The following is an 18,592-nucleotide window of genomic DNA, read 5'->3' as shown; positions in this document are numbered from 1 at the left end:
TGTTGAGGTGGTGGAAAGATGCCGGAAGAGGAAAATCGAAAAATAAAAATTGTGGCCACAACGGCCTGCCCGACTGGAATAGCCCACACCTATATGGCGGCAGAGGCTTTGGAGAACGCCGCCAAGAAACTGGGCGTCGAGATTAAAGTTGAGACCCAGGGAGCAAGGGGAGCCGAAAACCAACTTTCAAAGAAGGACATTGAAGAAGCAGACGCTGTGATAGTAGCTGCCGCAACGAAAGTGGATCTTTCTCGCTTCAAGGGCAAACCAATAGTGGAAGTCCCACTCCAGGAAGCCATAAAAAATGCTGAGGCCGTTCTTCAGAGGGCTATTGAGCTCGCCAAGGAGGAGAGGGCCCACAAGAAAGAAACTGCCCAGAAGGTGCCTAAAAAATCAGACGAAGCCCGGAAGAGTTCCAGTAAGGATATAATTCCGGTATCTTCAGTAAGCGGGGCGTATAGACATCTCCTAACGGGAGTATCGTTTATGATACCCTTCGTCGTGGCAGGAGGTGTGCTGATAGCACTATCCTTCGTCTTTGGCATCCACGCGTTTGAGAAAGAAGGAACACTTGCATGGGCACTCATGAAGATCGGTGGCGGTGCAGCGTTTAAGCTGTTTGTTCCGGTACTGGCCGGGTACATAGCGTACTCAATTGCAGACAAGCCAGGACTCGCCCCAGGTATGATAGGCGGCTTCCTGGCAGTAGACATGGGTGCAGGATTCCTTGGAGGTATTGTGGCAGGATACCTTGCCGGATACCTTGTGGACTACCTGAAGAAGGTGAAGGTTCCCGAATACCTAAGTGGTCTCTACATCATCTTTGTGATCCCAGTAGTGTCAGTACTCGTAGTGGGACTTCTCATGGTCTACGTAATTGGTAACCCCATAGCCTCCGTGACTACAGCACTTAGAAACTGGCTTAACGGTATGAGCGACATGGAGGCCGCAGCCTTCGGATTTATCCTCGGTGCAATGATGGCCTTTGATATGGGTGGTCCAGTCAACAAAGCCGCTTACACGTTCGCAGTAGGGCTTCTCTCCGAGAACATATTCACCCCCATGGCGGCAGTTATGGCTGCCGGTATGACCCCACCACTCGGTCTTGCACTTGCTACAACCCTCAAGAAAGAGCTGTTCACCGAGGATGAGATCGAGGCAGGAAAAGCGGCCTGGATCTTGGGAATCTCCTTCATTACGGAGGGTGCAATCCCATTCGCTGCCGCAGATCCATTTAGGGTAATCCCCTCAATAATGGCAGGATCAGCAATTACTGGAGCACTCTCGATGGCGCTTGGGATTGAACTTAGAGCACCACACGGAGGAATATTCGCAATAATCATGCCAAACGTCGTTAACAACCCACTCGCTTACTTAGGCGTAATAGCAATTGGAACAGTAGTTACGGCGCTAATAGTTATTGCCGTGAAGAAGTACACACGTAGAGAAGTAACATCTTCTTGACTTTTTCCCTATCTTCATTCTTTAATGCTATGGAGGGAGGAAAATGGAAATTAGAAAAAAGATCGTTGTCAAAAATCCAGAAGGACTTCACGCCCGCCCTGCGACTGAACTAGTTAAAGCCCTCTCTGAGGTCTCTAGTGAGGTTTATATTGTATATAAAGGCATGAAAGCAAATGCAAAGAGCATCTTAAACATCTTGAGCTTAGGAGTAGACCCCGGTGCTGAGGTTGAAGTCATTGTAAGCGGAGAGGACGCTGAAAAGGCCATAGAAATCGTGGAGGCGATTCTAAATGAGGAGGCAAAAGACTGACGTGATACAAGTTCCAAGGGACAATATAGTGGTTGAAGGCTACGGGTTGGGCACGCTCAAAGTGCTAAAGAGAAAAAGAATAGTAGATAAACAGTTTGTTAACCTAGAGGACATCAAACTTACCGCAAAAACTCTCTCTTCCGAGTTGGGCAAAATCGTAAGTGACCCATCCTTGCCAAGGGAGGTTCGGGAAATTTCGCAGGTCCACCAGCTCCTCCTTGAGGATCCGTTTCTATGGAAAAAACTGGAAGATGCGAGTGTAGATGGAAAAATAAAGATTGAAGATTATGAGCGTATTCGTGATGAAATAATATCCCTGTTGTTGAGTACTGGTAATCCTCTGATACAACAAAGGGTTGATGACATTAAGGACTTATTTAGAAACCTTCTTCTCGGATCTTCTGAGAGACTTGATAACTTGAGAGGGAGTGTTGTATATAGCGAGGAATTCCTCCCCTCTGATGTTATGAAGTTAAGTATTCTCGGTGTTAAGGCTCTCCTTTCTACCCAGGGTTCTCATACGACTCACGCTGCTATCCTTGCTCGGGCATTTGAAATCCCGTATATAATCAGACTTCCCAACCTCTCCGAGTATGAGGAAAAAAGGGTTTTTGTTGATGCAGTAGAAGGCAAGATCATTATAAACCCGAACGAGACAAATATTCACGAATATGAACGGATAATAGAAAAGTACACGAAAGAAAAAGAGGAAATAGAAAAATATGGTGAACTCAAGTTTGACGACATAAAAATAATGGCAAATATCAGCGTGCCCCAAGAAATAGAGGTTGCCAAAAAGAAAGGGGCTGATGGAATAGGCCTTTTCAGGACAGAATTCCTGTTCGTTGGGCGCGACAACCCTCCCTCTGAAGAAGAGCAATACCTGGTTTATAAGAAGGCTTTAGAAACATTTTATCCTGAGGAGGTTGTCATTAGGTTATTAGACATTGGAGGGGACAAAAAAATTGAATACTTGGCAGTAGATAACGAAGAAAATCCATTTTTGGGGTTGAGAGGGATCCGTTTACTCCTAAAGCACAAAGAAATTTTGAAAACCCAACTGAGAGCACTCCTTAGAGCATCTGCCCATGGTAACCTCTCGGTTTTAGTTCCAATGGTTACTCTACCGGAGGACATCGAGAAACTACTAGAGATAATCCAAGAAACAAAAGAAGAACTTTTGGCTGAAGGAAAAGAAATAGGGTCTTTCAAACTGGGCATTATGGTGGAAGTGCCTTCAGTAATATGGCTTATCGAAAAGATTGCTCCCTATATTGACTTTGTAAGCATAGGGACAAATGACTTAACGCAGTACATCTTTGCGGCAGATAGGAATAATCCTTCAGTAGCAAAATATTACCAAGACGAACATGAAGTAATATTTGAGATAATTGCTACCATAGCAGAAAAGGCCAAGAAGTTCAATTTACCAGTTGGCGTCTGTGGAGAACTGGCAGGAAAACTTGGTGCCACAGAAAAGTTATCGCAACTGGGTGTCACAAAGCTATCTGTTTCGCCTTTCAAAGTCCCATTCATAAAAAGAAAAATCTATGAAATTCAAACTGGCCAAGAGAGAACATATAAAGGTTAAAACTTCTCTTCTAACGATTTTAATTTTTCTACTTATCCCAAAATTATGGCCTGAAGCGCTATTTGGGTTATCTTTGTCGTAGCAAAAAAAAAAACAATTCCTAAAGCTGAGAAAGATATTTGACTATTTCATAAGTATGAAAGAAAAGTATTTTTAAGCATTTGCATCTTTTTTTATGTATGCATTCAATCTTCGAAGAACTCAAAAGCGAAATCGTCTCTATCCGGGAATTCCCACAAAAAGAGGGTATTTATGCCGAGTTTAAGTTTAAGAACCCCCAAGTTAATGAGTTAGTCGAAGAGATGGGGTTTAGGCTTTACAAACATCAGGTTGATGCCCTGAAAGCTCTGTATTCTGGAGAGAATGTGGTTGTGACAACTCCAACTGCCTCCGGCAAGAGCGAAATTTTTAGGCTGGCGATATTTGATAACTATCTCTCAAATCCCCAAGATACGTATCTTCTTGTCTATCCAACAAGGGCGTTGATAAACAACCAATATGAAAAGTTCAGCGTTGAAAACTTCCGTTTCTTCCAAATAACAGGCAAAATGGTTAGTGCAAGAATTTTAACGGGCGATGTGGAGTGGACTGAAAGGAGAAAGCTCATTAGAGAGAAGCCGAGGGTCGTTTTCACGACTCCAGACATGCTTCACTACAATATTCTAAGGAACAGAAAGGACTACGAATGGCTTTTGAGAAATGTGAAGTACCTCGTGGTTGATGAGCTTCATGTATATAGGGGCGTTTTTGGGACTAACGCTGCTTATCTTTTTAAACGGCTTCTCAAGACGCTGGAGAGGTATGGAAGAAAGCCCCAGATAATAGCCCTTTCGGCAACGTTGAGGAACCCGAAGGAGTTTGCAGAAACCTTTTTTGGGATGCCGTTCAAACCCATTACAAAGCCTGCAAATCCTTTTCCAAAAAGGTATCTCGTGCTTTTTGAACCGAGAAGGCTAAATGAGATGCAGCTTTTAAGGGCTATTGTCGAAAAGCTGGCTGAAAAAGGCATTAAAACCCTCGTTTTCTTTGACTCCCGCAAGGGAACTGAGAAGCTTATGCGGTTCCTTTTAACATCTCCTGCAGTTTACAAAACCACAACGTACAAAGGTACCCTGCCAAAAAACATCCGATGGGAAATCGAGAGGGATTTTAAGGAAGGAAGACTTCTTGTGCTGCTTACAACAAACGCCTTAGAACTTGGCATCGACATAGGCGACCTAGATGCTGTGGTAAACTATGGAATACCGCCGGATGGGTTGTTTTCCCTTATCCAGCGCTTTGGAAGGGCAGGACGAAAGAAAGAGAGGGAAGCTATAAATGCCATTGTTCTAAGGAAGAACGGCCTCGACTACTACTATAAGGAGCACGTGGACGAGCTGGTGGAGAAACTTGAAAAGGGAGTAATCGAATACATGCCTATAAACCTCAAAAACAGGCTTGTTGTGAAAAAACACCTCCACTATCTTTTAAGTGAGCTCAAAATCCTCGATTGGGATGAGCTGAATGATTTTGAAAAAGAGCTTGTCCTAGAGCTGATAGAAGAGAAAAAAGCAAAGCTTTATGACAACCCAATTACCGGCAAAAGAGAAGTTCGTATCTTGAAGCCGGCGTCCAATTATTCCTCTATAAGAACGGCAAGTGATGAGAGCTACTTCCTCGTTCTTGAAGAGCCGTGGATAGGGTACAAACTTTTGGAAAAGTCCAGTATAAGGGACTTAATCCGATTTGTAAACTGGCTCAAGCTTAAAGGATACATAATAGAGGAAGTAGACAAGCCCGAATACTACAGGTCGCTTTTACCGGGAATGGCGTATTTCTCGAGGGGAAACTTGTATATCGCAAGGGATAAGCTGAGCCTTGGAAAGTTCCACTTTATCTTCGCGTCTCCGCTCAACAGGTTCTGGGAAGTAGATACGTTCCCCTCAAAGAGGGAAAAAGTGGAGATCCTCGACATTTACAAGAAAAAAGAGCATAAAGGTGTCGAAATTTACATCGGTCGGCTGAGGGTTAAACATCACTACTGGGGATTCGCAGTCAAGGGAAAAGACGTTCCTTTGTACCTTCAGGAGCTTTTGAAGCTTAAGGAAGAAGGCATTTTGAAGGGAGACATTTACTCCCCAATGCTGGAGTTTGGGAAGATGACTAGCAACGACGAAGAGGAAGAAGAGTGGAGCATTCTCAACTGGGAGAAATTTGCAAAAGTTGAGTTTGACGAACCTTTAACATGGGAATTTGAAACGGATGGAATCTGGCTTGTGTTTCCTGAAAGGATTAGAGAGATTACAAACGAGGAGTTTAAGGAGTTCTTCAAGGTCACAGTAGAAAAAGGGCACGAGGAGATTGCGTTTAGCCTATATGAGCGTTTGGATAGAAGGGCCCTCTTCCCCGAACTTCTTGGTGCAACAAGCCACTACCTACGGAACTACATCAAGGAGACGCTAAAGAATTCAAAGATTGAAGATGAAGAGCTTGCTTTTGCCATAAAGAAGATGATAGACAGCAAAGACGGAATTGGAAGCGGGCTCCATGCAATTGAACACAACATGATTAAAATAGCCCCAATTTTCACATATGTGGACAGCAGAGAACTCGGTGGATACAGCTATGAGAGCTTTCCAAATCCTCCTTTTGTGGGCAAACCCATAGTGTTCATTTACGATGGAAACGAAGGAGGCTTTGGACTGGCGGAAATCCTCTACGAAAACTCCGAAAAGCTCATGGAGAAAAGCCTGGAACATCTAAAAAGCTGCGAATGCAGAGATGGATGTCCACTGTGCGTCTATTCGCCAAAGTGCGGCACATTCAACGAGTTTCTTGACAAGTGGCAGGCCATAAAGGTATGGGAGAGCATTTTTACCGGAGATAATACTGAATGAGCTTTCTCAGCTCCAGATTTCGCTCTATCTTTTTTCTTAAAAAGCGCTTTAACTGGGAATTTTCCGCCAGAAGGCCGCTGAGCTCGATGGCGAGTATTTTATTGTCTTCGCTAATTCCGTATGCCTTATACCTCAACGGTGCCCATTCTTTTTCCAGCTTTGCAACTTTCTTCTCAAGCTCCCTAACCTCGTTCTCAAGGGTTTCTACATCTGTTTCTGGCTCTTTAAAGCTTCTAAATAGAATTATCTCAAGAACCTTTCTCTCACTGACCCTATAGCGCTCGCTGAGCTTTTTTATTTTCTCTGCGAGTTCATCGGGAAGCTCAACTTCAATTTTTCCGAAGCCTTTTTCAGGCCTTATTATTAATTTCACGCTTTTTCGCCTCCAATTCTTTCCTAAGCTCCTCGTTCTCCTTTCTCAGTTTTTCTCTAATGTTCTCCATCAACTCCTTATCCTTCAGAGCCTTCTCGTAGAAGGCTTTTAACTCTTCCAGCTCTTCCTCGATTTCCTTTAGCTTCTCCTCAAGCTTTGCTTTTTTCTCAAGGAGAAACTCCTCTCTTTCAGCCTGCAAAGTTCTCTCGGCTTTTAAGAGGTTGTTCTCTATTAACTCCAGAATATTCAGCGCCTTCAGCTCTTTAAACCTTCTTCCTTCTACCCTTATTTCTACTGGCATTTTTCATCATCTCGGTTTTTCTATCGTAGCAGAGAATATAAAAAGCGAGCAGAGACTTCCATTTTCCATAAGGCTCAAGTATCTCCCTAACATTCTTTTCTCTTACTTCTTTAGGATTCAGATTAAATATCTTTGCTATTCCTCTCCTAAGCCCCAAATCTCCGGCTGGATACGTGTTTTTCCCGAGGCCATAGGCCAAGAATAGCTCTGCACTCCATTTCCCAATCCCTTTAAACTTGGTGAGATACTTTATGGCTTCCTCTTCACTGAGTTTCTCTAGGTCTAGATTCAAATTCCCCTTAACGTACTCCTCTGTGAGGGATTTTATGTAAGTTCCCCTATAGCCGAGCTTTGTCTTCTTAAGATCCTCATCCCCCAAATTTAAAATGTCTTCTGGTTTTGGAAACAGATAAAGGTCTTCAATTTTTCTTCCTACGAGTTTTACGAGGTTGCTAATCGTTTTCATTGCGAACTCAAATTTTACCTGCTGCTGGGCTATAACTTCAACTAAAGCCTGGTAGTTGTTTGGTGCCCTAGGGATGGTTAGTCCATAGAACTCCTCAATTAAAAACGAGAACTTTGAATCCTCTATTTCTGAATAAAACTTCTCAAGGTCAATATCCAGACCGAGAATAAACTCAAGCTTCTTTTTTGCATCTTTTCGCTCTTTTTTCGAGAAGTAATCTGGAAAATAGAAGTTTTCTCCGTCAAAACTCATTATACCCTTCTCTAACGCTTGTTTAAATATCCCATTTTCGAATTTCCAAGTGCCGTTTTTTATCATCTCCTGGGTTACTTTCCTGAGGTCGATCACCTTAACCATCTGTCTAGCCTAACAGGGTTTTCCTTTATATCTTTTAGTGTTGAGACATAGAGCCTCTTCCCGTCCACAGAACGGTGAATTTCAAGTTCTCCATTTTCTTCCAAAAAGCGCATGATTTCTTTAATGTCCTTCTCTTTTATTCCAAAGTTTTCTTTTAAGAAGTCCCAGTAAGGTTCTACATGAGCGTATTTAGCTGCCTTCCTAATTATGCTCCATGCAATTTTGATTTTTTCATTCCCTCTGGATAGTTTGAACTTCTTTATCTCCTCTTTCATGCCTCCTCATGTGATTTTTGAGTTCAGTTCTTATTAACTTTTACTTTTTTTGGGAAAACTTAATTAAGCTGAAGAACTATATTTACACAAGGTGGTGGTTATGAAAAAGATTATTCTTATCTCGTTGTTTCTGCTCATATTCTTAGCCCCTGCTTTAGCTGAAGCAAAAACAGTTTATGTTGCTCAAATAAAAGGGGAAATCACATCTTACACCTATGACCAGTTCGATAGGTACATAAGCGAGGCAGAGAGGGCAAACGCAAACGCGATTGTAATTCTCCTTGACACCCCGGGAGGCAGAGCAGATGCGATGCAAAATATAGTTGAAAGAATAAAGTCTGCAGATGTCCCCGTTATAACCTATGTTTACCCACCGGGAGCTATGGCAGCTTCTGCGGGGACGTATATAGCCTTAAGCTCACATTTGATAGCCATGGCGCCTGGGACAAGTATTGGTGCATGCAGACCTATTCTCGGATATTCTCAAAATGGGAGTATTATAGAGGCTCCCCCAAAGGTCGTCAACTTCTACGTCTCTTACATAAAAAGCTTAGCAAAGGCCAGCGGGAGAAATGAAACAATAGCAGAAAAGTTCATAACCGAAGATTTGGCTATAGGTCCAGAAGAAGCCCTAGAATATGGAGTTATTGAGGTTATTGCAAACGACGTGAATGAGCTTTTGGAGAAAGCAGATGGCATGAAAACTAAGGTTCCCGTAAAGGGAGAATACGTAACTCTAGACCTCAAGGGAGCCGAAGTGAAATACTTAGAACCGAGCTTGAAGGATAAAATTATAACGTACATTACTGACCCAGCTGTTGCCTACGTTCTCTTAACCCTTGGCATATGGGCCCTGGTTTTAGGGTTCTTAAGCCCGGGGTGGCACGTTCCGGAAACAGTGGGGGCAATAATGATTGTTCTGGCCATAATAGGCCTTGGATATTTCGGCTACAAAAGTGCAGGATTGCTGTTGATAGTTCTAGCAGTGGTATTCTTCATAGCGGAAGCCCTAACGCCTACCTTTGGCCTCTTTACTGTTGCGGGCTTCATAACATTTGTTTTAGGCAGTATAATGCTCTTCAGCGGGGGTGAGGGAGTGGACTATTTGGTTTCAAGGGAAGTTTATTCCCAGATTAGGTTGATAATAATAACAATTGGGGCACTGCTCGCGCTGTTCTTCGCATTTGGAATGGCCGCAGTAATAAGAGCCCATAGAAGAAAAGCGCAAACTGGAAAGGAAGAAATGATAGACCTTTCGGGAGAAGTTGTAGAGCCATTGGCTCCAGAAGGCATGATAAGAGTTAGAGGCGAGCTCTGGAGGGCAAGAAGCAAGGACGGAGAAACAATAAACGTTGGGGAGAAGGTTAAGGTTGTAGGTATGGAAGGGCTCAAACTTATTGTGGTTAGGGAAAAAGAGAAAAAGGATGAAAAAGAAAATACTAAAGAGGTGAAGTAGAATGCCCTTTGGGTGGATTGTGTACCTTATTATTTTGGTTTTTATTTTGATGTTTTTGGCTTCAGCCATAAAGATAGTGAAGGAATACGAAAGAGCAGTAATCTTCAGGCTTGGTAGAGTTGTTGGAGCAAGGGGTCCAGGATTGTTCTTCATAATCCCAATATTCGAAAAAGCTGTGATAGTTGATTTGAGAACTCAGGTTTTGGATGTTCCAGTGCAGGAAACAATAACAAAGGACAACGTTCCAGTAAGAGTTAACGCCGTTGTTTACTTTAGAGTTGTTGAGCCGGTAAAAGCCGTTACTCAGGTTAAGAACTTCATAATGGCGACCTCTCAGATTTCCCAAACAACTTTGAGAAGCGTAATCGGGCAGGCTCACTTGGATGAACTCCTTAGTGAGAGAGAAAAGCTTAACAGAGAACTACAGAGGATAATTGACGAGGCAACCGATCCATGGGGAATAAAGGTTACCGCTGTAGAGATCAAAGACGTTGAGCTCCCAGCAGGAATGCAGAGAGCTATGGCAAAACAGGCAGAGGCAGAGAGAGAAAGAAGGGCTAGGATTACCCTCGCTGAGGCAGAAAGACAAGCTGCTGAAAAGCTTAGAGAAGCTGCCGAAATTATCTCCGAACACCCAATGGCACTTCAGCTTAGAACTTTGCAAACAATAAGCGACGTAGCAGGCGATAAAAGCAACGTCATAGTCCTAACACTCCCAATGGAGATGTTAAAGCTGTTCAGGAGCCTTTCCGATACAGCTGAGGTTGCAAAGAAAAAATTAGAGGAAGAGAAAGAGTAGGTTTCTCTTTACGTTTTTGACCATCCTTTAATTCTTTTTTTGAGTGGCTTCTACAGAAAGGTCATTTTAAACACAAAGCACCAACTGAAACCAGAGCCGATCAGAGAGGGCATTAAGGTAACCTTATAAAAAGAATTTACAAAGCTCTGTTTGGAGGGAAGAAATAATGGAACTGCTTACTATTTTGATTGTTGGCCTTCTGGTTACGAATATAATCTTGGTAGTACTCTACGTAATGGAGAGAAAAACCGCCACATATACCGTATATGATACAAAAGCAAAGAATGCCCTTAAGAAGAGGGTTGCCCGTCTAAAAAAAGAGTTGAAATTGGAGTTAGCTGAGTTCGATATGGAGGAATGGGAAAAAGCCCTCGACGAGCCTTTAGAAGAGGGAATACGGAAGTTGTAAGGTTGTCTTTGTTAAGATAAAGCTTAAGTATTTTTGAGCAATATTGTTATATCCCCACTATCCTTGGGAGGGGGAAGAATGAGAGCAAAGGTAAAGATTTTGGAAGTGGAGACTGGTAGATTTATGGTAGTAATCAACGAAGAAGATGCTAAAAAAGCAAAACTTCATCCAGAGGACCTAATTAAAATAGAAACCGCAAAAAGAACAATATATGGAGAAGTCGTTATAAGCAACATGGTTGGGCCGGGAGAGATAGGAGTAACGAAAGATATACTGAGTACTTATACATTTTCTGAAGGAGAAATAGTAAACGTGGCTCCAGCTGGAACCCCCGAAAGTGTGAGGTATGTAAAGAAAAAGATGAAAGGTCAAAAGCTTAAGAAAGTTGAAATAGAGGCCATTGTGAAGGATATCGTGGACAGAAAGCTTAGAGATATAGAAATAAGTTCTTTTGTGACATCCCTTGAGATAAACGGGCTCGATATGGATGAGATTGCATGGCTCACAGTGGCGATGGCAGAGACTGGAGACATGCTCGATATAGATAGAAAGCCAATCATGGACGTCCACAGCATAGGTGGCGTCCCCGGAAACAAGACAAACATACTTGTAGTCCCCATTGTTGCTGCAGCTGGCCTGACAATTCCCAAGACTTCCTCAAGGGCAATAACAAGTGCCGCTGGAACTGCGGATGTTATGGAGGTTCTTGCCCCAGTGACTCACTCCTTGGATGAGATAAAGAGGATTGTAGAGAAAATCGGTGCCTGTTTGGTCTGGGGTGGAGCCCTTAATTTAGCTCCCGCCGATGATCTAACGATTAAAGCGGAGAGAGCGTTAAGCATTGACCCAAGAGGACTTATGCTCGCAAGCATAATGTCAAAGAAATATGCCATGGGCTCTCAATACGTTCTCATTGATATTCCAACGGGAGAGGGAGTAAAAGTAGAGACCATAGAGGAAGCGAGATCTCTAGCAAAAGACTTCATAGAGCTAGGGAAGAGACTTGGCCAGTACGTGGAAGTTGCAATTACCTATGGTGGGCAACCCATAGGCCATACCGTTGGCCCTGCTCTTGAAGCTAAGGAAGCCTTGGAAACGATAATGACTGGCAAAGGCCCGGGAAGCCTTGTAGAGAAAGCCACAGGGCTTGCGGGAATCCTGCTTGAGATGGGAGGAGTTGCACCGGCGGGAATGGGTAAGAAGATGGCAAAAGAAATCCTTGAAAGCGGGAAAGCGTATGAAAAGTTGAAGGAAATAATAGCCGAGCAGGGCGGAGATCCAAACATAAAGCCAGAAGACATTCCCATAGGCGACAAAACTTACACCTTCGTAGCTCAAACCTCGGGATACGTGACGAAAATTGATAACAGGGCAATAACAACAATAGCGAGAACTGCTGGGGCTCCCGAAGACAAGGGTGCTGGAATCTTCCTCCACGTTAAAGTCGGAGAAAAGGTAAAAGAAGAAGATCCTCTCTTTACGATACATGCAGAGAGTGAAGCTAGACTCGATCAAGCAATAATTCAGGCAAGAAGACTGGAACCAATAAGAATAGAAGGTATGGTGCTTCAGAGAATCGGAAATCTCTAGCGTTTTCTATGCCTCTCGTACCATCCCCACTCTTTTTTGCTTCCAAAACTTCTAACGCCTTCTTTTACAAGCTTTATTCTTAACTCCTTGGCCATTTCGGGAGTTATCTCTCCGTGCTCTTCCATCCAGTTAATAATTTCCAATGCTTCTTCATCCGTGTCGCATCTTCTTATGAAATCAATAACTGTTGGGTTATATCCAGAGAAATCCATCAGTTCGTCTTCTTCCTCTTCTTCTACTCGATATCCCTCAATAACAAGCCCTGGCTCTTCTTCGAGCTCTCTCGCCAAGTGAGGAAACTTCTCTCTAAATTCTTCCTTATCATATTCCTGCCAGGGAAACTCATCAATTGGGCGTTTTTTCTTTTTATCTACCATATTGGACACCTCTTTTCAACCTCAACTCTGTTGACATGCTTTATATACCTTGCTACCTTACTTTTGCAAAGAGCTTATATATACTCTCATCGATTTTCAACCATGAAGGGTTCGTATATTCTCGTTATCTATTTAGATAGGGACACAAAGATAAAAACAAAAGCCAGAGAGTTTTATTTGAAAAAGGGGTATTACATCTATGTCGGCTCTGCCATGAATTCTCTTGAAAAAAGAGTTGAGAGACATTTTAAAAAAGAAAAACGCCTTCACTGGCACATTGATTTTCTTCTCCAAAAAGCACAGCTTTTGAGCGCTTATTTAATACCTAGCGAGGAGAGAATTGAGGAGATGCTTTCTCGAACTATAGGAGCTGTTTTTCAGGGAGTTGAGGGCTTCGGAGCGAGCGATCTTAGCGTAAAGACTAATTTATACTATTCCAAGCACCCTCCAGATGGAACAATATGTAACATCCTAAACTCAAATAACCTTGGCTGGAAAAGGATTAAAAGTCCTAAAGAGATTATGGACTGGAGGGAAGAAAATGCTGAAGTTAGGAAAAGTTGAAGCATATATTCACGAAAAGCTTGAAAGGGAAAAACTTCACTTTGTTCTCCTCGATCCGGATGATGTTTCTCCTGACACTGCCGGGAAGCTCGCTAAAATGAGCGAAGAAGTGGGCGTGGATGCAATAATGGTGGGAGGCTCTACGGGAGCAGAGGGAGAAGTCCTCGACAATGTTGTTAAGGCAATAAAAGAGAACTCCAGCTTACCGGTGATACTCTTTCCCGGCTCGCATAGAGGAGTAAGTAAATACGCAGATGCCATATTCTTTATGAGCCTTCTCAATTCGCGAAATCCCTTTTTTATCACTGGAGCTCAGGCGCTTGGAGCTTTTACAGTAAAACGCTATGGACTTGAACCAATACCTATGGCGTATCTAATAATTGAGCCCGGTGAAACAGTTGGGTGGGTGAGTGATGCCAAGCCCATTCCAAGGCATAAACCAAAGATTGCAGCGGCTTACGCTCTGGCTGGGCAGTATATGGGGATGAGACTGGTTTACCTCGAAGCGGGGAGCGGTGCTCCGCAACATGTGCCAAATGAAATGATTAAGATAGTTAAAGCGGTCATCGATGTTCCCCTTATTGTCGGGGGTGGCATAAGGAGCTATGAAGACGCAAAAGAAGTGGCAACGGCCGGTGCGGATATAATAGTCACCGGAACGGCTATAGAGAAGGCCGGTTCATTAGAAGAGGCAAGAAAAAGGCTCGAAAACATAATAAAAGGAGTTAAAGAAGTTAGTCCTTGAGTACTCTTTTTTCATTTCTTGTCTTTAGGTTATAAGAGCTCATTTCCTAATTCCGAAAGACCCTCCCAGAACCCTTGAAGGAACAATAGAATTAACATAATCACAACGATCTATACCAGAAATCCCACGACCAGTTTTAGAAGTTCAATTGGCGTACCCATTAGTTCACCTTGTTTAGGGGTGGTTTTAAGGTATTTATTACTTATTTATTACTTTTTGTCCCGTCCAAAAAAGCTATTAAACCTTAAGATTGAATTCTTTGAGTGGTGATATCATGAAGGCATTTATATCTGTTGATTTGGAAGGGATGCCGTTTATAGTAAGCATCGAACACCTAGTAGAAAAGGGTGCCCTCTACAATGAAGCTCGAAAAATAGCCACGGAAATAACCTTAACAGCCGCAGATGCCCTTCACCGGGCTGGTTTTGAGGAGGTAGTGATAGCTGACAGCCATGGTCCAATGGTAAACCTTCTTCCAGAGAACCTTCCTGAATATGTTTATCTCGTCAGGGGATACCCGAGGCCAGTTGCCATGGTCGCTGGAGCTGAAAAATGCGATGTTGCACTGTTCTTGGGCTACCACGCCAAGGCCGGAACTCCTTATGCGATTTTCGACCACACATACAGCGGTGCAAACGTTGGCAAGCTTGAAATAAACGGCATTGAGGTTAGTGAATTCCTCCTAAACGGCTTCACTGTAGGTCATTTCAACATACCGGTAATCCTCGTGGGCGGTGACGAAAAGCTCCTTGAGGATGACGTGAAAAACTTTGCTCCATGGGCGGAGAGAGTAGCGTTTAAGAGAGCATTTTCACGGTATTCCGCTATAAGCCCAAGTTTGAAGAAAATAAAGGCAGACCTTGAGAATGCTGTCTTTAGGGCTGTTGAGAAATACAAAAAAGGTGAAACAAAGCCGTTAAAACTCGAGTATCCCGTTAAGGTAAGGCTCACCTATAACAACAGCGGCATGGCAGATGCTGGAGAGCTTCTCCCAGGGGCAAGAAGAATAGATGGAAAGACAGTAGAATTTGAAGCAAAAGATATCGTCGAAGCATACAAGGCATTCCAGCTGCTGGTGTTTGCTGCCGCAGGAGTTACCTCATTACTCCGGCGTTAAGCCTCGCTCATGACTTTGAAGCTGACTTTTCCGTCTCTCACTATCTTTTTAATATCTGCAAGGAGTTTTTGAACGTTCTCTTCTACAACTTCCATTCTTATTTCACTAATACCTTTGCTTGTGGGGGGCAAGAAGTGTATGTCCTTAAGGTTTCCCCTAACCTTATCTAAAATCTTAGCCAAAACTTTTCCTCTTTTTTCATAGGGCAATTTTATGTCCAGTTCGACAATTTTCATAACTATCACCATTTTATTTTAGAAAAGAAGCCCTATATAACCTTTTTCATGAACCAGAGGCATGTATCTTTCTGGGGTTTATTCCTCCCAGTTATGAGAAAGGTTTTTGATTTTTTGAGCATAATAACTAATGCCCCGGAGAAACCGCGGGGGATGAGCGAGTGGCGAGCTGTGATTCCCCTTCGCTCCTCCGGGGCACAACTATAACAAAATATTTAAGTTTTTCACGCGTAAATTACATCGGTGGCTTTGATGAAAAGAATCTCTCGAGAGCTGGTAGTTGGAATTTTTGTGGGAATAGTGATCGGGGCAGTGCTGTTTTATGCAGTACATGGCAAGTCCCGTGATATTCGTACTTGCCCTGTAGTTAACCACGAGACCCTGGTGGAATATCTGGTAAATGCTAATCTGATCACCGGAGGCGAGGCAACCGCCAAGGCTGTGGAAGAGGCATATCTAGAACAACGCAGTCCCAACTACCCTCTGGAGATATTTAAAGAAATGTATCGCAAGGCTCCTGGAAGAAAAAAGTTCATAGGACTTTCATATGTTTTTGTTAATGATCACCTCCTTTATGGCAGATTTTCCATCTCCAACGAAACCTCCTTAAAGTTTGAGTTCGAAAGCCCGACCAAAAAGATGAGCCAAAGAATAGATGGGGCTGGAATAATAACTCCTAGGTGGGCTGTTATCTTCGTGAGCCTTTACGACTTTGAGGGAACGAACGGCGTTGAGGAGCTACGGCTTGTCGTGCCTAAGGAGTGGAAGCTTGAGTACTACGGAGGAACGGGGAAGATTTTAGCAGAAAGCGTGCTCCGTGTGAGGTTCTCCAGCATAAAAAAGGACAACTACGTGGTCTTTGCTTTCAAGACCGTCGGTGTTGATAATCCGCCGTATGCAGAAATCGTTATCGATGGAGACAGCTACAGACTGATGGAGGATTATTCCTCCACGTAAGGGGACGTTATAACTTTCCTTATTTCTCTGGCGATTTTCTCACCGATTCCCTCAACCTGCATTAATTCGCTCTCTTTTGCAGTGAAAACTCTCTCTACGCTTCCAAAATGCTTAAGGAGTCTCTTTGCCAAGGTTGCCGACACGTAGGGAAGTCCTTCGACGATTAGCCTCTGCCTTTCCGCAAGAGTAAGAGCTTTTCTCTCACTCCTTACAGCCACTTCCTTCTTTCTTTCCTCTTGTTCGCGTTTAGCTATGAGGTAGATGTAGCTGGCGACTTCGCTTGCATCTTTGGCAAAAAGAACCGGGATTTCCCAATCCACAGTCAGAGCGGCCAGAGCTCCCCTAATAGCATTGGGGTGTACGTTCCTGATTCCATAGAGCTCTCCTTCTATAATGATAACTGGCCGGGCATAGGCTTCCTTTAAACGTTTTGCCTGATCAAAAAGCCTTCCATCTATTATTGACTGGATAAAATCGTTTGCAGATTTCCTTTCTATGGCCACGTCCTCGCTTAGTATATAATCTCCCACATCGAGGGTCTTAACTTCCAAATGAGCACCGAGTTCCTTCAGCAATTTTGGAACCTGGCTCTTAAGTTCACGTGAATCAACGTAAATAACAATTCCCTTTGGTTTCTTTACAAAAACTGGCTTTATAGGAAGCTTTTCATACACACCCTTTTCCGCTTCCTCCCTCTTTTCACTAACTTCCTCGGATTTTTCATACTTCTCCTTGGGCTTTACAAAACCTAAAAGGGAAGCCTGTTTCTCCTTTTTAACCATATCTTCCACCTTCTTTAAGAGGGAAATCATCTGCTTCTCCTTATGGCGGGAACTCCAGTAATAAGCCTCATCTCTTGTTCCCTTTGCCATTAGTATAACAACTCTACCGGGTCTATGTCTTCCGGTTCTTCCCCTTCTCTGAATGCTCCTTATTGCTGATGGAACCGGTTCATAAAAGATAACCAAATCTACCTCAGGGACATCCAATCCCTCTTCACCAACGCTTGTAGCCACGAGAACGTTAAATTCTCCTTGCGAGAAGAGATCCAAAATCTGCTTTTGCTTCTTCTGGCTTAAACCCTTATCGTTTTCCTTGTTGGCTTGTCCTACAAAACGCATGCTCTTGATTTGCTCTCGGAGAAGTTCCTTTACGATCTTTTTCGCCGTCTCTCTATAGTTTGTGAACACGATTATCTTTGAGGACGGCTTCTTGCTCAGCTGCTCCTTAACCAATTCCTTCATTTTATCGAGCTTTGGATGATCGATTCCCAGTTCTTTTGCCTGGACAAGAAGAGCTATTGCTTTTTTCATCCTTTGATCTTGCATAAGCTCTTTTGTTGATTTTGTTTTTCCAGTCTTGGATTCCTCGTAGAGTTTTTTTAGATAAGCCCTTAAAGCAGACAACCCCTGAGTTTCGAGTAGCTCTATTGCGTGGTGAAGCTTCAGGGCTTTTGCCTGGTAGAACATAAGCTTCCCAACATCGTAGTTGCCCTTTGCCATCTCGGCATTTATTATCTGCCCTGCCTTGAGAATTTCCTTCTTTGGAATGTCCGGAGAAGCACCATCTATAAGGCCTGCTTCAGCTAAAGGCTTCAACGAGTCTTTGAGCATTTCCCTTAGAATCTTCCTGACTTCCTTGTAAATTTCTGGGAGTTCTACTTTAACCCACTCAAACTTTATTCCATGAACGTAAGGCTTGACGTCTGGGGAATTCTCGGTTCTAACCTCAATGTGCTCAATAAAGAGATTTTTAACGATCTCACGAATCTTTGCCTCGTCACTTCCCGGAGAAGCTGTGAGTCCCAGAATAAGTGGATGCTTTGCCTGCCTCATATATTCCTTTGCTATGTAAACGTAGGCGTAGTTCCCTACCGCTCTGTGAGCCTCGTCAAAAACGAGCAAAACAACATTTTCGAGGCTTATTCTCCCAACAACAAGGTCGTTTTCTATTGTTTGGGGAGTGGCAGTTATTATGATGCTCTTTCTCCAGATCTCAGCTCTTTTTTCTGGAGGAATTTCACCCGTTAAGGTATTCATCTTCTCTTCTGGAAGATCAAAAAGCCTTAAAAAGCTCTCTCTGTGCTGGAGCGCCAGGGGCTTTGTCGGCGCAAGCATTAAGACCTTTCCACCATACTTGAAGAGCCTATAGTCCGCTATCATCTGAGCTATTAAAGTCTTCCCTAACCCTGTTGGTAGAACAACCAGACTGTTTCTATCTTTACATTTTGCGTAGATTACCTCTTGATAAACCCTGGGTTGGATAAGGTCTCTTCGCAGATACATTGGTTTATATTTTAACCGGGAGGTTTATAAATACGCCGCCCACA

General features: G+C 43.2%; 19 protein-coding genes. 12 read left to right on the top strand and 7 right to left on the bottom strand.

Annotated features, from left to right (window positions below):
• Positions 1-51 precede the first annotated feature (51 nt).
• The 4 genes from NF865_RS09655 (at position 52) to NF865_RS09640 (ending at position 6,241) form a co-directional block, all read left to right on the top strand.
• Positions 52-1,464 carry a PTS fructose transporter subunit IIC gene (locus tag NF865_RS09655; protein ID WP_253304502.1) on the top strand — a complete coding sequence of 471 codons (1,413 nt, stop codon included), beginning with the start codon at positions 52-54 and terminating at the stop codon, positions 1,462-1,464.
• Between the two features lie 43 nt (positions 1,465-1,507).
• A complete protein-coding gene (locus NF865_RS09650) occupies positions 1,508-1,774 on the top strand; it encodes an HPr family phosphocarrier protein (RefSeq protein WP_253304501.1) in 267 nt (88 codons plus the stop codon).
• A complete protein-coding gene (ptsP, locus tag NF865_RS09645) occupies positions 1,755-3,365 on the top strand; it encodes a phosphoenolpyruvate--protein phosphotransferase (RefSeq protein ID WP_253304500.1) in 1,611 nt (536 codons plus the stop codon). Before NF865_RS09650 ends, ptsP begins: the two co-directional genes overlap by 20 nt.
• A 179-nt stretch (positions 3,366-3,544) precedes the next feature.
• A complete protein-coding gene (locus tag NF865_RS09640; RefSeq protein WP_253304499.1) occupies positions 3,545-6,241 on the top strand; it encodes a DEAD/DEAH box helicase in 2,697 nt (898 codons plus the stop codon).
• Here NF865_RS09640 and NF865_RS09635 read toward each other — a convergent pair.
• Genes NF865_RS09635 through NF865_RS09620 form a run of 4 tightly spaced genes read right to left on the bottom strand, consistent with a single transcriptional unit; the run spans position 6,219 to position 8,013 of the window.
• Positions 6,219-6,614, bottom strand: a complete 396-nt coding sequence (locus tag NF865_RS09635) for a hypothetical protein (RefSeq protein WP_253304498.1) — start codon at positions 6,612-6,614, stop codon at positions 6,219-6,221. The two genes, NF865_RS09640 and NF865_RS09635, sit on opposite strands and share 23 nt — an antisense overlap.
• Entirely contained in the window at positions 6,592-6,915 is a 324-nt protein-coding gene (locus NF865_RS09630) for a hypothetical protein (RefSeq protein WP_253304497.1), read from the bottom strand. Before NF865_RS09630 ends, NF865_RS09635 begins: the two co-directional genes overlap by 23 nt.
• Entirely contained in the window at positions 6,878-7,738 is an 861-nt protein-coding gene (locus tag NF865_RS09625) for a DNA-3-methyladenine glycosylase family protein (RefSeq protein ID WP_253304496.1), read from the bottom strand. The genes NF865_RS09630 and NF865_RS09625 overlap by 38 nt, the downstream gene beginning before the upstream one ends.
• Positions 7,726-8,013 (bottom strand): hypothetical protein, encoded by a 288-nt coding sequence (locus tag NF865_RS09620; RefSeq protein WP_253304495.1) that lies wholly within the window; start codon positions 8,011-8,013, stop codon positions 7,726-7,728. The genes NF865_RS09625 and NF865_RS09620 overlap by 13 nt, the downstream gene beginning before the upstream one ends.
• A gap of 100 nt (positions 8,014-8,113) precedes the next feature.
• Here NF865_RS09620 and NF865_RS09615 point away from each other — a divergent pair, with 100 nt between their 5' ends.
• The 4 genes from NF865_RS09615 (at position 8,114) to NF865_RS09600 (ending at position 12,267) form a co-directional block, all read left to right on the top strand.
• On the top strand, positions 8,114-9,469 hold the full coding sequence (locus NF865_RS09615; RefSeq protein ID WP_253304494.1) for an NfeD family protein: 1,356 nt from the start codon (positions 8,114-8,116) through the stop codon (positions 9,467-9,469).
• Position 9,470: 1 nt separating this feature from the next.
• The gene (locus tag NF865_RS09610; RefSeq protein WP_253304493.1) at positions 9,471-10,268 is read left to right on the top strand and encodes a slipin family protein; all 798 of its coding nucleotides are present in this window, start codon (positions 9,471-9,473) and stop codon (positions 10,266-10,268) included.
• A 166-nt stretch (positions 10,269-10,434) separates the two neighbouring features.
• A complete protein-coding gene (locus tag NF865_RS09605; protein ID WP_253304492.1) occupies positions 10,435-10,677 on the top strand; it encodes a hypothetical protein in 243 nt (80 codons plus the stop codon).
• A 78-nt stretch (positions 10,678-10,755) separates the two neighbouring features.
• Positions 10,756-12,267, top strand: coding sequence for an AMP phosphorylase (locus NF865_RS09600; protein WP_253304491.1), 1,512 nt, complete (start codon positions 10,756-10,758; stop codon positions 12,265-12,267).
• Here NF865_RS09600 and NF865_RS09595 read toward each other — a convergent pair.
• A complete protein-coding gene (locus NF865_RS09595; RefSeq protein WP_253304490.1) occupies positions 12,264-12,644 on the bottom strand; it encodes a DUF2095 family protein in 381 nt (126 codons plus the stop codon). The two genes, NF865_RS09600 and NF865_RS09595, sit on opposite strands and share 4 nt — an antisense overlap.
• 102 nt (positions 12,645-12,746) lie before the next feature.
• Here NF865_RS09595 and NF865_RS09590 point away from each other — a divergent pair, with 102 nt between their 5' ends.
• The 3 genes from NF865_RS09590 to NF865_RS09580 all read left to right on the top strand — a co-directional run bounded on the left by NF865_RS09590 (position 12,747) and on the right by NF865_RS09580 (position 15,070).
• Positions 12,747-13,208 carry a GIY-YIG nuclease family protein gene (locus tag NF865_RS09590; RefSeq protein ID WP_253304489.1) on the top strand — a complete coding sequence of 154 codons (462 nt, stop codon included), beginning with the start codon at positions 12,747-12,749 and terminating at the stop codon, positions 13,206-13,208.
• The gene (locus tag NF865_RS09585) at positions 13,186-13,953 is read left to right on the top strand and encodes a phosphoglycerol geranylgeranyltransferase (RefSeq protein ID WP_253304488.1); all 768 of its coding nucleotides are present in this window, start codon (positions 13,186-13,188) and stop codon (positions 13,951-13,953) included. Before NF865_RS09590 ends, NF865_RS09585 begins: the two co-directional genes overlap by 23 nt.
• 274 nt (positions 13,954-14,227) lie before the next feature.
• On the top strand, positions 14,228-15,070 hold the full coding sequence (locus tag NF865_RS09580; protein ID WP_253304487.1) for a M55 family metallopeptidase: 843 nt from the start codon (positions 14,228-14,230) through the stop codon (positions 15,068-15,070).
• Here the strand turns inward: NF865_RS09580 and NF865_RS09575 are convergent.
• The gene (locus NF865_RS09575) at positions 15,067-15,306 is read right to left on the bottom strand and encodes a hypothetical protein (RefSeq protein WP_253305660.1); all 240 of its coding nucleotides are present in this window, start codon (positions 15,304-15,306) and stop codon (positions 15,067-15,069) included. The genes NF865_RS09580 and NF865_RS09575 overlap by 4 nt on opposite strands.
• Before the next feature lie 252 nt (positions 15,307-15,558).
• On the opposite strand from NF865_RS09575, the gene NF865_RS09570 reads away from it, so the two are divergent.
• Positions 15,559-16,263 carry a hypothetical protein gene (locus tag NF865_RS09570; RefSeq protein WP_253304486.1) on the top strand — a complete coding sequence of 235 codons (705 nt, stop codon included), beginning with the start codon at positions 15,559-15,561 and terminating at the stop codon, positions 16,261-16,263.
• On the opposite strand, the gene NF865_RS09565 is transcribed toward NF865_RS09570, so the two are convergent.
• Entirely contained in the window at positions 16,248-18,548 is a 2,301-nt protein-coding gene (locus tag NF865_RS09565; protein ID WP_253304485.1) for a DEAD/DEAH box helicase, read from the bottom strand. The two genes, NF865_RS09570 and NF865_RS09565, sit on opposite strands and share 16 nt — an antisense overlap.
• Positions 18,549-18,592: the final 44 nt, after the last annotated feature.

Origin of the sequence: Thermococcus aggregans, from assembly GCF_024022995.1 — an archaeon.
In the GTDB taxonomy this organism is placed as follows: Archaea; Methanobacteriota_B; Thermococci; order Thermococcales; family Thermococcaceae; genus Thermococcus_A; species Thermococcus_A aggregans.
The sequence above is the reverse complement of the archived record's forward strand: the minus strand, read 5'-3'. Positions and strand labels throughout refer to the sequence as shown.

What these genes read in the sequence shown, in the direction of transcription:
- NF865_RS09590 (WP_253304489.1), top strand. Translation starts at nt 12,747, where the DNA reads ATGAAGGGTTCGTATATTCTCGTTATCTATTTAGATAGGGACACAAAG.
- NF865_RS09600 (WP_253304491.1), top strand. Translation starts at nt 10,756, where the DNA reads ATGAGAGCAAAGGTAAAGATTTTGGAAGTGGAGACTGGTAGATTTATG.
- NF865_RS09610 (WP_253304493.1), top strand. Translation starts at nt 9,471, where the DNA reads ATGCCCTTTGGGTGGATTGTGTACCTTATTATTTTGGTTTTTATTTTG.
- NF865_RS09640 (WP_253304499.1), top strand. Translation starts at nt 3,545, where the DNA reads ATGCATTCAATCTTCGAAGAACTCAAAAGCGAAATCGTCTCTATCCGG.
- ptsP (WP_253304500.1), top strand. Translation starts at nt 1,755, where the DNA reads ATGAGGAGGCAAAAGACTGACGTGATACAAGTTCCAAGGGACAATATA.
- NF865_RS09615 (WP_253304494.1), top strand. Translation starts at nt 8,114, where the DNA reads ATGAAAAAGATTATTCTTATCTCGTTGTTTCTGCTCATATTCTTAGCC.
- NF865_RS09580 (WP_253304487.1), top strand. Translation starts at nt 14,228, where the DNA reads ATGAAGGCATTTATATCTGTTGATTTGGAAGGGATGCCGTTTATAGTA.
- NF865_RS09625 (WP_253304496.1), bottom strand. Translation starts at nt 7,738, where the DNA reads ATGGTTAAGGTGATCGACCTCAGGAAAGTAACCCAGGAGATGATAAAA.
- NF865_RS09650 (WP_253304501.1), top strand. Translation starts at nt 1,508, where the DNA reads ATGGAAATTAGAAAAAAGATCGTTGTCAAAAATCCAGAAGGACTTCAC.
- NF865_RS09620 (WP_253304495.1), bottom strand. Translation starts at nt 8,013, where the DNA reads ATGAAAGAGGAGATAAAGAAGTTCAAACTATCCAGAGGGAATGAAAAA.
- NF865_RS09605 (WP_253304492.1), top strand. Translation starts at nt 10,435, where the DNA reads ATGGAACTGCTTACTATTTTGATTGTTGGCCTTCTGGTTACGAATATA.
- NF865_RS09570 (WP_253304486.1), top strand. Translation starts at nt 15,559, where the DNA reads ATGAAAAGAATCTCTCGAGAGCTGGTAGTTGGAATTTTTGTGGGAATA.
- NF865_RS09585 (WP_253304488.1), top strand. Translation starts at nt 13,186, where the DNA reads ATGCTGAAGTTAGGAAAAGTTGAAGCATATATTCACGAAAAGCTTGAA.
- NF865_RS09595 (WP_253304490.1), bottom strand. Translation starts at nt 12,644, where the DNA reads ATGGTAGATAAAAAGAAAAAACGCCCAATTGATGAGTTTCCCTGGCAG.
- NF865_RS09575 (WP_253305660.1), bottom strand. Translation starts at nt 15,306, where the DNA reads ATGAAAATTGTCGAACTGGACATAAAATTGCCCTATGAAAAAAGAGGA.
- NF865_RS09565 (WP_253304485.1), bottom strand. Translation starts at nt 18,548, where the DNA reads ATGTATCTGCGAAGAGACCTTATCCAACCCAGGGTTTATCAAGAGGTA.
- NF865_RS09630 (WP_253304497.1), bottom strand. Translation starts at nt 6,915, where the DNA reads ATGCCAGTAGAAATAAGGGTAGAAGGAAGAAGGTTTAAAGAGCTGAAG.